Genomic DNA, 14,922 nt, shown 5'->3' on the forward strand with positions numbered 1-14,922 from the left:
AGGAAACGCGCAGTCGTTTCCTCTTAATTCCTCACTTTCCCTTGTTTTACCTCTGCTTAGCCAAATGCCGGGCTAACACGATGCGCGGCGATTTATCTGGCACATTAGTTGCAAAAGTGACTTTAAAGAATCTTTTGTTTCATGCTAACGTAACGGGTAAACATCATGAAGAAACTGTTGATCGCACTGGCCGGGGCCGCTTGTCTGTTAACCAACCTCTCGGCGGCGAAGGCTGACCAGCTCCAGGATATTGAAAAGCGCGGCACGATCCGCATTGCGGTGCCGCAGGATTTTCCGCCTTTTGGCTCGGTGGGTACCGACCTTCAGCCGCAGGGCTACGACATCGATATGGCGCGCTACCTCGCCAAACAGATGAAGCTCAAGCTGCAGCTGGTGCCGGTCACCAGCGCCAACCGCGTGCCTTATCTGCAAACCGATAAGGTGGACCTGGTGATTTCCAGCCTCGGTAAAAACGCCGAGCGCGAGAAGGTGATCGATTTCAGCCGCGCCTACGCGCCGTTCTTCCTCGGCGTATTTGGTCCGAAGGGCGCAGAGCTGAAAGATCCGGCGGCGCTGAGTGGTAAAAGCGTTGGCGTAACCCGCGGCGCGGTGGAAGACATGGTACTGACCAGCGTGGCGCCGAAAGAGGCGCAGATTAAGCGCTACGAGGACAACAACACCACGCTGTCGGCGTATCTCTCCGGCCAGGTGCAGTACGTCGCGACCGGCAATCTGGTGGTGGCGGCGATCTCCCGGCAGAACGCTGACAAAGCCCCGGTGCCGAGCTTTATGCTGAAGGACTCGCCGTGCTTTATCGGCCTGAAGAAAAATGAACCGGCCCTGAAGGCGAAAGTGGATGCGCTGATTGAGCAGGGCGTAAAAGACGGCACCCTCAACGGGCTGTCCGAGAAGTGGCTGAAAGCGCCGCTGCCTGCCAGCCTCGGCGCGTAAGGTTCCGGCATGACGGAGCAACTTCATTTCTCTGAGCTCTGGCCGCACTGGCCGGAGCTGCTGGCGGGGCTGTGGGTGACCATTCAGCTGACCGTGCTGGCGACCATAGGCGGCCTGACGATTGGCATTTTCGGCGCCGCCGTTCGCAGCGGACGTCCGACGTGGTTCAGCCGGATATGGGGCGGGTATGTCGAACTGATTCGCAACACGCCGTTTGTGGTACAGCTGTTTTTTATCGTCTTCGGCTTACCGAATCTGGGGCTGAAGATGACGGCGGGCGAGGCCGCGCTGCTGGCGATGGTGGTGAACCTCGGGGCCTACAGTACTGAGATCGTGCGCGCCGGTATTCAGGTGACGCCGAAAGGGCAGTGGGAGGCGGGGCGCGTGCTGGGGCTGACCCGGTCGCAGACCTTCATTCAGGTCATTCTGCCGCCCGCGCTACAGCGCATTTATCCGGCGCTGGTGAGCCAGTGCATCATCGTCATGCTCGGTTCGTCGGTGGTGTCGCAGGTCTCTTATGAAGAGTTGACCTTTGCCGCCAACCTGATTCAGTCGCGCACCTTCCTCAGTTTTGAGGTCTATCTGGTGACGACAGGGATTTATTTAGCGCTATCGATAACGATGCGTCAGCTGCTGCTGGCGGCGGGACGTAAATGGCTGGGGGTACAGGCATGATGACCACCTTTACCGATTGGGACATTGTCCGCAATCTGCTGCTGGCCGGGCGCTGGACGGTGCTGCTGTCGCTGGTGGCGTTTCTCGGCGGCGCGTTGGTGACTCTGCCGCTCCTGCTGCTGCGCATGACCGGCGGGCGCCAGGTAAAACGCCTGATCCGCGGCTATATCGAACTGTTTCAGGGGACGCCGCTGCTGATGCAGCTGTTCCTCGCCTTTTTCGGCGTGGCGCTTTTCGGCATCGACGTTTCGGCGTGGACCGCGGCCTCGCTGGCGCTGACGCTGTACACCAGCGCTTTTTTGCTCGATATCTGGTTCGGCAGCATTCGCGCCCTGCCAAAGGGGCAGTGGGAAGCCTCGCGTTGTCTGGGGCTGAGCTTTGGCCAGACGCTGTATCGCGTCGTCGCGCCACAGGCGCTGCGGATCGCCATCGCCCCGACGGTGGGGTTCGCTGTGCAGGTTATCAAGGGCACGGCGCTGGCGTCGATTATCGGCTTCGTCGAGCTGACCAAAGCGGGCACCATGCTGACCAACGTCACCTATCAGCCGTTTAAAGTCTTTGCGCTGGTGGCGCTAGGCTATTTCATTCTGTGTTATCCGCTGTCCCGCTACAGCCGTTATCTGGAGAACAAATTCAATGCCTCTCATCACCATTAATCAGATGCAGAAGTATTACGGCGATAACCACGTGCTCAAGGGCGTCGATCTGGATATCGATATGGGCGAAGTTATTTCGATTATCGGCCGCAGCGGGTCCGGAAAAAGCACGCTGCTGCGCTGCATCAACGGGCTGGAAGGCTATCAGGAAGGCAGCATTAAGCTCGGCGGGATGACCATTACCGACCGCGACTCGCAGGCGCGTGAGATCAGCCGCTCTATCGGCATGGTGTTCCAGAACTTTAATCTGTTCCCGCATATGACGGCGCTGGAAAACGTGATGCTGGCGCCGCGTCGGGTGCTGAAGAAGAGCGCCGCCGAGTGCCGTGAACTGGCCCAGCGGATGCTGGAAAAGGTCGGATTGGGCGACCGGCTCGATTACTACCCGTCCAGTCTCTCCGGCGGCCAGCAGCAGCGCGTGGCGATTGCCCGCGCGCTGGCGATGTCGCCAAAAGTTTTACTCTGCGACGAGATCACCTCGGCGCTGGATCCGGAGCTGGTGGGCGAAGTGCTCAAGGTGCTGGAGCAGCTGGCGGCGGAGGGCATGACGCTGATTCTCGTGACCCATGAAATGAATTTTGCCCGCGAAGTGGGCGACCGCGTCGTATTTATGCATCAGGGACGCGTCTGGGAGCAGGGCGATAGCAAAACGCTGTTCGCCAACCCGCAAACCAGCGAACTGAAGCAGTTTATTTCCTCCGTGCGCGGCCTCAATCAATAAGGACTTAAAGATGGATATCTCCCAGTTTTCGCAACTCAACCCACCGTCGCGCCTGCTGATGGGGCCCGGCCCGATTAACGCCGACCCGCGCGTGCTGCGCGCCATGTCGAGCCAGTTGATCGGCCAGTACGACCCGGCGATGACCCACTATATGAACGAAGTGATGGCGCTGTACCGCGGCGTATTTCGTACCGAAAACCGCTGGACGATGCTGGTGGATGGAACCTCAAGGGCCGGGATTGAGGCGATCCTGGTTTCAGCTATTCGGCCGGGCGACAAGGTGCTGGTACCGGTATTTGGCCGCTTCGGCCATCTGCTGTGCGAAATCGCCCGCCGCTGCCGGGCGGAAGTGCATACCATTGAAGTGCCGTGGGGCGAAGTGTTCACCCCGGACCAGGTGGAAGATGCCATCAAACGTATTCGTCCGCGTCTGCTGCTAACGGTGCAGGGCGATACCTCGACCACCATGCTGCAGCCGCTGGCGGAGCTGGGGGAGATCTGCCGCCGCTATGACGTCCTGTTTTACACCGACGCCACCGCCTCGCTGGGCGGCAACCCGCTGGAAACCGACGGCTGGGGACTGGATGCGGTCTCGGCTGGGATGCAAAAATGCCTTGGCGGCCCGTCCGGCACCTCGCCGATTACCCTCAGCGCGCGCATGGAAGAGGCGATTCGCCGCCGCAAATGCGTGGAAGAGGGGATCCGCACCGATGCCCACCGCGACGGCGACGAGGAGATGATCTACTCCAACTATTTCGATCTCGGCATGGTGATGGACTACTGGGGGCCGGAGCGCCTTAACCACCATACCGAGGCCACTACCGCGCTGTTCGGCGCCCGGGAATGCGCCCGCCTGATCCTCCAGGAGGGGCTGGATAACGGCATTGCCCGGCATAAGCTGCACGGCGATGCGCTGGTTAAAGGCATCCAGGCGATGGGGCTGGAGACCTTCGGCGATCTGAAACACAAGATGAACAACGTGCTTGGCGTCGTCATCCCGCAGGGCATCAACGGCGACCAGGCGCGCAAGCTGATGCTGGAAGATTTCGGCATTGAAATCGGTACCTCATTTGGCCCGCTGCACGGCAAGGTGTGGCGGATCGGCACCATGGGTTATAACGCGCGGAAAGATTGCGTGATGACTACGCTCAGCGCCCTGGAGTCGGTGCTGAACTACCTCAAATTCCCGACCACCCAGGGCGCCGCGATGCAGGCCGCGTGGGACCACTATCGCAGCGAGCGCGCGCAATGAGTCAAACACAACGCCAGCAGGCGGATATGCAGCAGGCCGCGGCGCGAGTGATGGCCCGCGCCGACGAGCTGGCGGCGATCAGCGAAACGCCGGATGCCCTGACCCGGGTTTATCTCTCTCCTCAGCATCTTGCGGCAAACCAGCGGGCGGCGCTGTGGATGACCCAGGCCGGGATGACCGTCTGGCAGGACAGCGTCGGCAATATTTGCGGGCGCTACGAGGGAGAGCAGGAGGGGGCGCCCGCCATCCTGCTGGGGTCGCACCTTGATACGGTGCGCAACGCCGGGCGCTATGACGGTATGCTCGGCGTCCTGACGGCGATCGAGGTGGTGGACAGCCTGCATCGACAGGGGCGTAGGCTGAAAAAGGCGATCGAGATTGTCGGCTTTTGCGATGAAGAAGGGACGCGTTTCGGTATTACGCTGCTCGGCAGCCGCGGGCTGACCGGCACCTGGCCCGAGAGCTGGCTGGCGCAGACCGATGCCGATGGCGTCAGCGTGGCGCAGGCGATGGTGCTGGCCGGGCTGGATCCGGCGCGCATTCACCTGGCCGCCCGCAGCCAGGAGGAGATCGCCGCGTATCTGGAACTGCATATCGAGCAGGGGCCGTGCCTGGAGCAGGAAGGACTGGCCTTAGGCGTAGTGGAAGCGATTAACGGCGCGCGTCGCCTGAACTGCCGCTTTACCGGCGAGGCGGGACACGCCGGGACCGTACCGATGAGCCATCGGAAAGATGCGTTGGCCGCGGCCGCCGAGTGGATGGTGCTGATAGAGACGCTGACCCGCGAACAGGGCGGAAACCTGGTCGCCACGGTGGGGACGCTGCGCTGCGCGCCCGGCGCGGTTAACGTCATTCCCGGCGAAGTGACGCTGACCCTCGACATTCGCGGGCCGAACGACCAGCCGCTGGATGCGCTGCTGGATACGCTGCTGATGGAGGCGCAGGTCATTGCCTCCCGTCGCCAGCTGCGGTTCAGCGCCGAAGAGTTTTACCGGATTGCCGCTACCGCCTGCGAAAGCGGATTGCAGCAGGTATTGAGCGAAGCGGTGCAGGCGGTGCAGGGGCGTTCGCTAACGCTGCCGAGCGGCGCCGGGCATGACGCCATCGCCATTGCCGAACGCTGGCCATCAGCGATGCTATTTGTGCGCTGCAAAGGCGGCATCAGCCATCATCCCGCCGAGTCGGTCACCGCCGACGATGTGGCGCTGGCGATAGACGCCTATTCGCGCGCGGTGTCGGCGCTGGATGTCGGGAAGTAAGCGCCGGGCGGTCCGGCGCTGTGCAAGTGGAGCTGTCCCGTCGCGGAACGGTCCCCCACCGGTGGCGGTGGGGGACCGTTTTATTTTTTGCCGTTCGGTTTGAGCTGTTCACCGGGTTTAAGGCGGAATAGCTCGTCATCGCGGGTGGAGTAGCGAACCGTTCCGTCAGCCAGTCGATAAGCACCCTCGGTGAATCCCGCGCCGTTCAGGAACGGCGCCACCGCTTCTGGGGTGTTGCGGAAGGCGGCTTCCAGGGCGAGAAGCGCATAGGGGGCGATACTATCGATACTGGCATATTCGGCCTCAGGATCATCGACAAAAAAGCCGTTGATGCGCTGGTTTTTGATGATGTTAGCGCTGATCCGATCCGCCAGCATCAAATAGTCCTGCTGCCCGGTGGCCTGCCACAGGTCGATAAGCGCGAAAATCGCATACGGCTGATGATTCTCCGTTTGGCTGTTCAGCCTGCGGTTCGCGCCGCCAGGTTCGCCAATATCACCCAGTCCCTGGCCTTTGGCGATACCGCGGGCGACTTTCCAGATGGCATGATCCGGTTCAAGCGTCCAGGCGCGAGCGTAGGAGAGAAGAAATTCATTTCCTGCCGGATAGGCTTTCAGCACCGTGCCTTTTTTACCGTAATAGCCGTCGCGTTTTAACACATAGCCGGAGAGGTCCGTGCCGTTGGCCAGCAGAGGGCGGAAGGTATTGTTCTGCTCATCGTAAGCGTAGGTCGCGAAGGCCTTGAGGCCATCAAGGGTCCATTTTTTGAGATCGTCGCCGGCTGTGCCCAGCGATTTGGCCAGGGCAAGCTGCATCAGCGCATTTTCTGAGTAGAGCGTGCTGGTCCGGCCCTTCAGCAGCATATTGCCTTCCAGCGCGTCCGGGCCCAGTTCGGGACCAAACTGACGCTGCGCACGGTCGCCGTATTTCGAGTGCGTGTCGCTATCATCGGTGGTGTCGGCGCGTTTTAGCGGTTGGGTAAACTGGTAGACGCCCAGTCCGGTTTTCTTATCTCGCGGCAGTACATACTGTTCGGCCAGACGCTTCGCCCACGTCAACGCGCCTGCGTCGCCATCGTATTTATAGAGCAGCGATGCGGAGTAGATAAGGTCGTTGCCGGCATTGAGAAAGCTCAGGCCTTTGGTGGCGAAAAACGGCGGCTGTTGCTCAAAATCACTTTGCCAGAGCGCGCCCATCGCTTTGCCGTACTCCCCATGACGGCTGGTTTCCAGCGTTTTCCAGTCGTAAACATGGGCATTCCAGAACGCTTTGATAAAGCGCGCGGTGGCCTTGTCATCGACGGCAAACATCATGTCGTAATAGGGGTACGCGTTTTTAAGTTCATGGACCATCTCCTTTTCGCTTGGGCCTTGAGGTTGCAGCGTTTTCAAATCAACAAAGCGATGCCCTCCCCACAGCAGCAGCCCGCTGGCGTCCTGATAGTGGTCAAAGTAGTAGCGAATATTCTCCGCGACCCGCTGCTTATATTTTGCTTCGCCGGTCAGGTTGCTTAACCCTACCAGCACCCGCATCAAATTTTGCTGGGCGGAGAAGTTCGACAGTACGGTAACTTTACCGTCCGGAAAAACCCACTCCATTTGCTTGCCGGTGCGAGGATCCACGCCGTTTGCCAGCAGAGGAGAGTGATGGCCGTACCGATCTCCCGCTTTATCCAGCACGACGTCGGCGAACTGCTTTACGCTGCTCAGCCGCGCGTTCTCCTGGGCGCCAGCACTCAGCGAGAAGAGACTCAGTGCGCCCAATGCCAGGGTGATTTTTGCAATCTTCATTATTTTCCTCTTAATGAAAATAAGGGTTTAATGAAACCCTTATTTATTATCTGGCTGACAGGAAGTTATCAGAAGGAGTATTTCACACCAACGCGATAACGCGTTTGGCGTTCATCGGTGGCTTTACTGCCGGAAACGTTGCCGATGGCCATATAAGGGGACCAGTTTTTATCGAATTTATAGGTCAGCTTAAAATCATGGGTCCAGTCGTAGCTTTCGTTATCCGCTAAAATAACCCCGGCGGAGTTGGCTTTTTTATAGTCCAGTTCATAATCGAGCTGATAATCTTTGAGGAATTTCCAGGAAATAACGCTGGTCAGATTATAACCGTTCTCCGAGGTATCTTTAGATGTACCGATATTGCCTGAATTACGCTTGTAGTAAGGGCGGTAGCGCAGTGAGGCGCTGAGGTCATCCGTCAGGTTGGCTTTGCCGCGCAGATAAGGGCGGTAGTTGTTTGAAGACGAACTGGTATCCAGAGAGAAGCCAGGCTCTATCTGAAAGGTTTTATTTATTTTATGCACATAGCTCGCCACCACTTCGGTGCCGTTACTGACGGTTTCATCATAGGCTTTATTTTTATCCTGCGAACCTTTCCATTTCCCTTCCAGCGACAAGCCAAAACCATTAGCAAAACGGTGCGACATCAACAGTCTGTCTTTATGATTATTGCCGGCTTTGTCATTGGTTTCATGACGATAATCAAACGTCACCGCGTGGGCAGCAATACTGATAAAAGGAATCGTGACTAATAATAATGAGCGAAACATAGGGTGCCTCTACTTTTTATATTTTCCAAAGGTACAAGAAATTACCTGCCGTAAAGCAGGCAGAACGATACACATTAAATTATTAGATGGTGGTGTGGTGCCGGGTGCCTCCCGGTGAATCAGGCGCTGACTTCCTGATTCGTCAATAAAAACGAAACGTAGATGAGGGTATTCCTCCATTCAGCATGACCCCGCCGCTTAGGGGGATTCACCACACATTATTCTTTATTCCCTGATGATGACTAACTCACACTGTTTGTAATTTTATTGAAAATAACTTTTACACAAAATGAAATGATGTTTTGAGATCGAGATCTGAATATTAAAAAGAGAGGAGAAATATTTTTTATGTTATTTATAAAGATAATCCTAATTATGTGTTTGCCATTTTTATCATGGAGTTACATATTATTTTGTGGTTTTTTGACGCTTTTTTATACCTGAATTTAAGGCTTTATTTGAACTGGCGGTAATCGTATTCCTATATTTTTAAATGCTCATTTTGTTAAAACTTAAAAATACTCTGATAGTTTCAATGGTTAAACCGAAGTCAATACTTCCGATTCCTTTAACCTAAACGAAAGCTAAACGGAAAAGATTGCGCTATTGATCTGCCAGACTGACGACATAACACTCTCAGAAAAGTATCCATATGGAAGGATAATAAAAGACAGTAACCTCGGGACTTCAAGATGACTATTCATGGAAAGGATCGTGTATTTATTTCTGGCGTAGAGACTCTATTACAGGAACTGAGCGATGGCGCGGATGCAGGGTTAAGCAACTGTGTGTATGTCACCTGCGGGATGGATATCCAGGAGATTTATGCTTTGTTCTTTCGCCATCCGCCGGAGCACTACGCCATCTTCATCACCTCTGAGCGCCATTTTGAGGCCATCAATCGGCTGTTTCCTGGCCTGCTAAAGCTCTGTTTGTCAGAGAGGTTGACGGTCGAAGAACTGCGTCAGGCGTTAAAAGTGATGGGCCTGTTTTCGGCCCAGAACCAAAGCGTTGCTTATCTGCCCGATACGTTTAATTTTACCCACGCCGAGCAACAGATCATGAGGCTCAGTTTACGCGGCCATTCTCTGGATGATATTGCCCGTATCCGCGGGGTCAGTCCGTCCACGGTCAGCGTCCAGCGTACCCGGCTGATGAAGCGTATGGGGACCAACAGCCTGCAGGAGCTCTGTTCCCTCTATGCGGCTATGCGTACCCAGCGACCACCGCTGTCCGGCTAAGCTCTATCACTAACAAATACGCGCGTCCGCGGATAAAAACGAAAGGTCACCGCTGCAGCGCGCCGCCGGCATCGGCCTTGAAGAAAAGCTGGCCAACGCTGCCTGAATAGACGCCAGGCGTGGAATCGGGCGAAATTTACTATATCATTATGAACCCACGTACTAGTTTTGAGGTTCAAATAATGACGTTTTCCACCCTTGCCGATGTCAGAAGTCAGATCGATTCGATTGATAGCGAACTGGTGAGCCTGATTGCTCAGCGCGCTGAGTGTGTTCAGGCCGCCGCCGCATTTAAAACAGACCACGCAGCCGTACGCGCGCCAGAACGCGTGCAGCAGGTTATTGATCGGGTTCGCGAGAAGGCGGCTGCGGCAGGGTTGCCCGAAGTGATTATTGAGAAAGTGTATCGGTCCATGATAGACGCCTTTATTGAGTATGAGCTTGAGCAGCATAATCAGCTACAGCGGCAAAACAGGTGATATGGGTTGCTAACGGTTGGTCGGGTGAGCGAGCCGCGCAATATTCCCGTACCGCGAAGGGGGCAGTTAGCCTCACTCTGACCCCCGGTGGTCTGTTAAGCCATTATTCCCACGCTCTGATTGCCAGAGCCGCGATATAGAGTCCGAATCCCCAGGCCAGATGCGTGAGCACGCTGAGCAAGCGAGCCAGCGATGGGCGAGGTGTTTGCGACGCCGCGATGCCAAAGCCCAATGCGGGCTGAAGAATGATGAACGGCGCAAATAAGGTTAACCCGCCTGCCAGCAGGCCTAATGTAAGCGAGGGGGCGTCCAGCCAGACGGCGCCGCTCAGTAGCAGAGGGACAAAAGCAAAAGCGATCCCGGTCAGGTAGTGAAATACCCAGCCGGTAAGCCTCTCCCCAGCCATTTCCGGCGTTGAGATGATGGTGCGATGGCAGAGCTTTCCTCTGGCTAGCCATAATATCCAGCGACCGACCAGGGCATAGTTCAGCGGCGGTATCTTGAGGATGTATTTTTGACACCATGACCACAAATCCATGATCAGCGTTGCGCCAATACCCGTTATGACAGTTTTAACAACAATAATCGTATCCAGGGTGTACTCCTTTTCCAATGCATGTCAGGCTGGTAGCCAGTGTGCAACTTAAAGCGAGGTTTAAGTCAACCATGAAAGCGCTGGATATCCGACAAATTGCCGACCTCTCCGGCGTTACACCCTCAGCATTGCGTTATTACGAAAAAAAGGGATTAATTCAGCCTATTGGCCGTAATGGTTTGCGAAGGCAGTACCATGAAAATGTGCTCAATAAGCTGCAGCTCATTGCGCTGGGGCAGGCGGCAGGGTTTACGCTGGATGAACTCGCCGCGATGTTTGGTTCGCAAGCCGGGGTCACGATTGACCGGGGGCTGCTCCTCCAGCGTGCGAAAGAGATTGATGCCACCGTGCGCAAGCTGCAGCTGTTAAGCCGCGGGCTGAAGCACGCAGCGCGCTGCACGCAGCCGGAGCATAGGCATTGTGAAGAGTTCAAAAGAGTGGTGGCGAAAGGGTTGAGGCTGGTTGGCTGATTAATTACTTCAGACTGTGATGAGAGCATAATAATGGACAAAAATTTTACACCTGAGCAAATCGAAATCATTAATCGCGTGGTTTTTGCGCGCGTCGAACAAATGAAAGAGCAAGTGACTGACCTTATTACTCAGACAGAGCGCGATGCGCACCAGCAGCTGGCGGATTGCGGGATTGATATGACCGATTTCTCTCCGGCTAATCAGCACTTTCTTATGATGACAATCGTCCAGGCGCTGATAGATCGGGTGCACGGCGGCGACAGGGCCCTTGCCCGGAAGATAATAACCATGGAGGCGAAGAGACTGAACGTCAGCGTTTACGTTGAAGCTGATAGTTCGAGATAGCCTTGAGGCTGAGTCTGCGGCGGACCAGAGCGTTATAAACTGCGTCAGCACTGCCTTATTTGCATAGCGGAGTCCGCCCCTTCAGCATCGGCCATCGGGCTAAAAATGGAAGACCGCTCCCGGAGTCCAGAAAAGGCCTTTCCCCCAGCACCGATTGCCACATCCTCGTAGCGTTAACTCTTTATTATTCGCGCCACTGACTTCGTCGCCATGGATTGGGAGTAGGTTGGAACATTCCGCGGGATCAGGCCACTCTCTTCTGCTCGCTGCTGCGCATCGCCCGGCATCGCGCCTTTACAGTTCGCGCAAACGCTTTCCGCTGTTATGCTAACACCCTGGCAAGCCGCGCTGTAAAGAGACCTGACCATGGCCGAACGCGAAAAAAACATCCATATTCAACCCTCGTCTTCTATTTCCCGAACCCATATCTTTCCGGCGCTGCTGGCGATCGCCGCCGTAACGGGCCTGTGCGCGTTCGTCTCGCCGCCGCTGGGGCCGTGGCGCGTGATTTTGTCTAATCCCGGTATGTATATCGATCTTCTGGCGCTGCTTTTTCTGCTGTTTATGCTCTGGAGCTCAACCAAGGTGCGCATGAACCACGTGGCGGTCAACTGGGTACGCTACGGGCTGCTGCTATGGATTGCCGGAGGCACGTTCGATCTGATGGACGAAATCTTCCGCCAGCCGCGCTGGATGGGATACTACTGTGAAGATCTGCTGCGTCTGACCGGCATGCTGCTGAGCGCGGTCGGGGTCTACAAAATCATCGAGCGCATCAATCTTCTGTACGTCGACGCGCGTTCTCAATCGCTTAAGGATGAGCTGACTCAACTACCAAACCGCCGTTTCTTTATCGACACCGTCCGCGAAAAGGCGGGGAATACGCAGGCGCTAATGATTGTTGATATCGACTACTTTAAGAAAATTAATGACACCTACGGCCATCTGGTGGGGGACGAAGTGCTGTTTGCCCTCGGCAAACAGCTGGCAAAACTCACCAGCGATAAGGTGCTGCCATCGAGGATTGGCGGCGAAGAGTTTGCCATTATCGTTGATGGCCTGTCGGCGCAGGAAGTGGATGAACTGGCGCACTCTATTCTGCAAAACGCCCGGGCAATCCTGATTAACCACGACAACCCGCTGTCGATTAGCATTGGCGTTGGCCTGCGGCATCAAGACGAGCCGCAGAATCAGTTTATTAAAAAGGTTGATGACGCGCTCTATAAAGCAAAAAATAATGGCCGCGGGCGGGTTGAATGGGCCGTGTGAACTATCCCTGCTGCGCGCTGCGGCAGTGGCGGCGATATTCGGACGGCGAGCGCTCGGTATAGCGTTTAAACACCCGGCAGAAATAGTTGCTGTCGACGAACCCGCAGTTGTGGGCGATCTCTTTGACCTTGAGGTCGTAACCGCGCAGCAGCTTTTTCGCTTTTTCCAGGCGCACGCTGGTGAGGAATTCATTAAAACCGACGGAGCCGGATTTCTGGAATATATGCGACAGGTAGTTGGGCGTAATATGAAAGCGCTTCGCCACCGACTCGCGGGTCAGCGGCTGGCTGAGATGCTCTTCGAGATAATCCTGTACCGCCAGAAAGAGATCGCGGCTGCGGCTGACGCGCATCTCCAGCCCGACCAGCTGCTCAAGGCAGTGGCTCAACAGGGCCGCGACCACCAGCCTGGCGGTGACTGGGTCCGGCTGCAGGCAGATTTCATTGAGCGACAGCAGCAGGTAGGAGCCCACGCGCGGCCCCAGGCGGGCGACATTCTGCTTTTCCGTGCGCAGCTGCCTGCCGTCCCAGTGTTGAACGCAAAACCCGAGCTTCTGGCGGCCAAACAGAATGCTTAACGTCGACGCCGGCGCGGTCCATTCCGGCAGCGTCCATTTACCCGCCTGAACGTAGAGTACCTGCGAGGCGGAGAGCATCGTCTCCGACAGCGGAAGCCCGCTCTCCTTAAGCTCACCCTCGAGCACAATTTCCAGCCGTGGAAAGGGCACCTTAAACGCCAGCGCGGGCTCGGAGATATCCGGGTCGGGGAACCTGACGTGCAGATTATCTTTCTGATTTACTAAACGATTTAAAATATCCGCCAGATCGTCAATCATTCCGTATGCCTTAGAAGAGAGCAATTATCCTGTTGATTATAATCTATTTTATCTATACGGGTTTGTTCTGTATCAGGCGACTTCACTAATGATGGCCCTGCAGGAAGGGGGAAAAAGCTGGATTTTGATGGCCATCACACTTTTCCCTGCCGCGTACGCTTGTCCAGTTTTTCGTAGTTTTGGCCTCATGTATTCCCGCCCGCCGCAGATTAGAGTTTGTTTTGTGTTATCGATAAGTTAAGGAATATAAATATGGAACAACAATCTGCGGTTTATCTGGATGCGCTGGGGGCGAACGTTACGTTGAGCCCGACAATGAAACAGGAGCTGGATACCCTGGGCTACACCGTCGTGCATAACGTGGCGGACGCGGAGTGGCTGGCGGCGATGCGTACGCTTATCGACGCCATCGTCGAGAGGGAGGGCGATAATCTGGCGATGGAGCACCACCAGGAAGCGACGGCAACCCGCATCGCCAACCTGATTAACAAAGGCGCGATTTGGGAAAAGGTCTGGTCCCACCCGCTGATTCTCTCCGCCTGTCGGCATGTTTTTCAGGGGGATTTTAAAGTCTCCAGCCTGAACGCGCGGGAAGCGTTGTTTAACGGCGGCCATCAGCCGCTGCATGCGGACTGGAAAAAGCCGCGTCCCGATTTTCCGAAAGTGCATCTGGTGAATACCATCTGGGCTATCGATGACCTGAGTGCGGAAAACGGCGCGCCGCGCATTATTCCCGGTACCCATCTTCGCCCGGAGTTGCCGGAAGAGGTGCTGGACGATCCAGAGCTGGCGCATCCTGATGAGGTAGTGTTCGCCGCGCCGGCGGGTAGCGTGATGATTTATAACGCCCACGCCTGGCACGGCGGGACGCGCAACCGCGTTGGCAGCAGAAGGCGCGTGCTGCACGGTTTATATATCGACAGAGCGGATACCGCGCAGCAGGATCAGCAACGCTGGCTGACGCCTGAAACCGCCAGCCGCCTGACGCCCGCGCAGAAATGGCTGCTGGGGGTGGCGTAAAAATCGCATGGAATTATAGCTCCGGTAAGCGCAGCGCGACGGGGGGAGGCCTGAGCGGGCGCAGTGCTATTTCCCCGGGCCGCGGCGCAAGCGCCTTGCCCGGGCTACAAAACGGCAAACGGCGGTGAACCTGTAGCCCCGGTAAGCGCAGCGCGACCGGGGGAAGTCTGAGCGGGCGCAGTGCTATTTCCCCGGGCCGCGGCGCAAGTGCTTTGTCCGGGCGACAAAATCACCGACGCCCTCAGGGGAGCTCGATATAAACAACCGGTTTTTTCATAATGCATTTCACCGCCTCGACAATCTGCTGCGGCTGCAGCAGAAAGGTTTTAATGCTGGTCTTAATGGTGCGGATGCCGTTAAAACGCTGGGCATCGTCAATTTCAATATCCGTCACCAGCAGAACGACATCGACGTGGGCAATATCGTCAGCCGTGATTTTGTTCTCCACCCCCAACGCGCCCTGGGTTTCTATTTTGATATTCCATTTCTCCTGGTGGCCGACTTTTTCCAGCCGCTCGGCCGCCATATAGGTGTGAGCGACGCCGCTGACGCAGGCCGTGACGGCAACGATATTGAAATCCATAGCATCCT

17 protein-coding genes are annotated in these 14,922 nt (G+C 56.3%); 12 read left to right on the forward strand and 5 right to left on the reverse strand.

The window, feature by feature from the left end; all coding sequences use genetic code 11:
• Window positions 1-165: 165 nt before the first annotated feature.
• Genes KCG39_RS01420 through hpxK form a run of 6 tightly spaced genes read left to right on the forward strand, consistent with a single transcriptional unit; the run spans window position 166 to window position 5,514 of the window.
• The gene (locus KCG39_RS01420; RefSeq protein WP_004871415.1) at window positions 166-951 is read left to right on the forward strand and encodes a transporter substrate-binding domain-containing protein; all 786 of its coding nucleotides are present in this window, start codon (window positions 166-168) and stop codon (window positions 949-951) included.
• A 9-nt stretch (window positions 952-960) separates the two neighbouring features.
• Complete coding sequence (locus KCG39_RS01425) at window positions 961-1,626, forward strand: amino acid ABC transporter permease (protein ID WP_049114166.1); 666 nt, start codon at window positions 961-963, stop codon at window positions 1,624-1,626.
• A complete protein-coding gene (locus tag KCG39_RS01430) occupies window positions 1,626-2,282 on the forward strand; it encodes an amino acid ABC transporter permease (RefSeq protein WP_004871411.1) in 657 nt (218 codons plus the stop codon). The genes KCG39_RS01425 and KCG39_RS01430 overlap by 1 nt, the downstream gene beginning before the upstream one ends.
• Window positions 2,263-3,003 carry an amino acid ABC transporter ATP-binding protein gene (locus KCG39_RS01435; protein ID WP_004131222.1) on the forward strand — a complete coding sequence of 247 codons (741 nt, stop codon included), beginning with the start codon at window positions 2,263-2,265 and terminating at the stop codon, window positions 3,001-3,003. Before KCG39_RS01430 ends, KCG39_RS01435 begins: the two co-directional genes overlap by 20 nt.
• Before the next feature lie 10 nt (window positions 3,004-3,013).
• A complete protein-coding gene (locus KCG39_RS01440; protein ID WP_142467740.1) occupies window positions 3,014-4,255 on the forward strand; it encodes a pyridoxal-phosphate-dependent aminotransferase family protein in 1,242 nt (413 codons plus the stop codon).
• A complete protein-coding gene (hpxK, locus tag KCG39_RS01445; protein ID WP_112165279.1) occupies window positions 4,252-5,514 on the forward strand; it encodes an allantoate amidohydrolase in 1,263 nt (420 codons plus the stop codon). Before KCG39_RS01440 ends, hpxK begins: the two co-directional genes overlap by 4 nt.
• An 80-nt stretch (window positions 5,515-5,594) precedes the next feature.
• Here the strand turns inward: hpxK and KCG39_RS01450 are convergent, their stop codons facing one another.
• Entirely contained in the window at window positions 5,595-7,304 is a 1,710-nt protein-coding gene (locus KCG39_RS01450; RefSeq protein ID WP_004131232.1) for a pectate lyase, read from the reverse strand.
• 68 nt (window positions 7,305-7,372) lie between these two features.
• Window positions 7,373-8,074 (reverse strand): oligogalacturonate-specific porin KdgM family protein, encoded by a 702-nt coding sequence (locus tag KCG39_RS01455; RefSeq protein WP_004131233.1) that lies wholly within the window; start codon window positions 8,072-8,074, stop codon window positions 7,373-7,375.
• 692 nt (window positions 8,075-8,766) lie between these two features.
• Here KCG39_RS01455 and KCG39_RS01460 point away from each other — a divergent pair.
• Together KCG39_RS01460 and KCG39_RS01465 are read left to right on the forward strand one after the other, a co-directional pair.
• The gene (locus KCG39_RS01460) at window positions 8,767-9,315 is read left to right on the forward strand and encodes a helix-turn-helix transcriptional regulator (protein WP_004131234.1); all 549 of its coding nucleotides are present in this window, start codon (window positions 8,767-8,769) and stop codon (window positions 9,313-9,315) included.
• Window positions 9,316-9,497: 182 nt separating this feature from the next.
• Window positions 9,498-9,794, forward strand: a complete 297-nt coding sequence (locus tag KCG39_RS01465) for a chorismate mutase (RefSeq protein ID WP_004131235.1) — start codon at window positions 9,498-9,500, stop codon at window positions 9,792-9,794.
• Window positions 9,795-9,897: 103 nt separating this feature from the next.
• Here the strand turns inward: KCG39_RS01465 and KCG39_RS01470 are convergent, their stop codons facing one another.
• Entirely contained in the window at window positions 9,898-10,377 is a 480-nt protein-coding gene (locus KCG39_RS01470) for a DUF2938 family protein (RefSeq protein WP_032721784.1), read from the reverse strand.
• 83 nt (window positions 10,378-10,460) lie between these two features.
• On the opposite strand from KCG39_RS01470, the gene KCG39_RS01475 reads away from it, so the two are divergent.
• The 3 genes from KCG39_RS01475 to KCG39_RS01485 all read left to right on the forward strand — a co-directional run bounded on the left by KCG39_RS01475 (window position 10,461) and on the right by KCG39_RS01485 (window position 12,476).
• The gene (locus tag KCG39_RS01475; RefSeq protein ID WP_004131239.1) at window positions 10,461-10,859 is read left to right on the forward strand and encodes a MerR family transcriptional regulator; all 399 of its coding nucleotides are present in this window, start codon (window positions 10,461-10,463) and stop codon (window positions 10,857-10,859) included.
• Window positions 10,860-10,892: 33 nt separating this feature from the next.
• The gene (locus tag KCG39_RS01480; protein ID WP_004131241.1) at window positions 10,893-11,207 is read left to right on the forward strand and encodes a hypothetical protein; all 315 of its coding nucleotides are present in this window, start codon (window positions 10,893-10,895) and stop codon (window positions 11,205-11,207) included.
• 366 nt (window positions 11,208-11,573) lie between these two features.
• Window positions 11,574-12,476 (forward strand): GGDEF domain-containing protein, encoded by a 903-nt coding sequence (locus KCG39_RS01485; protein WP_004131242.1) that lies wholly within the window; start codon window positions 11,574-11,576, stop codon window positions 12,474-12,476.
• Window position 12,477: 1 nt separating this feature from the next.
• Here KCG39_RS01485 and KCG39_RS01490 read toward each other — a convergent pair whose 3' ends face one another.
• Complete coding sequence (locus KCG39_RS01490) at window positions 12,478-13,311, reverse strand: helix-turn-helix transcriptional regulator (protein WP_004131244.1); 834 nt, start codon at window positions 13,309-13,311, stop codon at window positions 12,478-12,480.
• Window positions 13,312-13,563: 252 nt separating this feature from the next.
• Here KCG39_RS01490 and KCG39_RS01495 point away from each other — a divergent pair, with 252 nt between their 5' ends.
• Window positions 13,564-14,331: a phytanoyl-CoA dioxygenase family protein gene (locus KCG39_RS01495; protein ID WP_004131245.1), complete on the forward strand. Its 768-nt coding sequence runs from the start codon at window positions 13,564-13,566 to the stop codon at window positions 14,329-14,331.
• A 241-nt stretch (window positions 14,332-14,572) separates the two neighbouring features.
• Here KCG39_RS01495 and KCG39_RS01500 read toward each other — a convergent pair whose 3' ends face one another.
• Window positions 14,573-14,914 carry a PTS fructose-like transporter subunit IIB gene (locus tag KCG39_RS01500; RefSeq protein ID WP_004131246.1) on the reverse strand — a complete coding sequence of 114 codons (342 nt, stop codon included), beginning with the start codon at window positions 14,912-14,914 and terminating at the stop codon, window positions 14,573-14,575.
• Between the last annotated feature and the right edge of the window lie 8 nt (window positions 14,915-14,922).

Origin of the sequence: Klebsiella pasteurii (genome assembly GCF_018139045.1) — a bacterium.
Taxonomy (GTDB): Bacteria; Pseudomonadota; Gammaproteobacteria; order Enterobacterales; family Enterobacteriaceae; genus Klebsiella; species Klebsiella grimontii.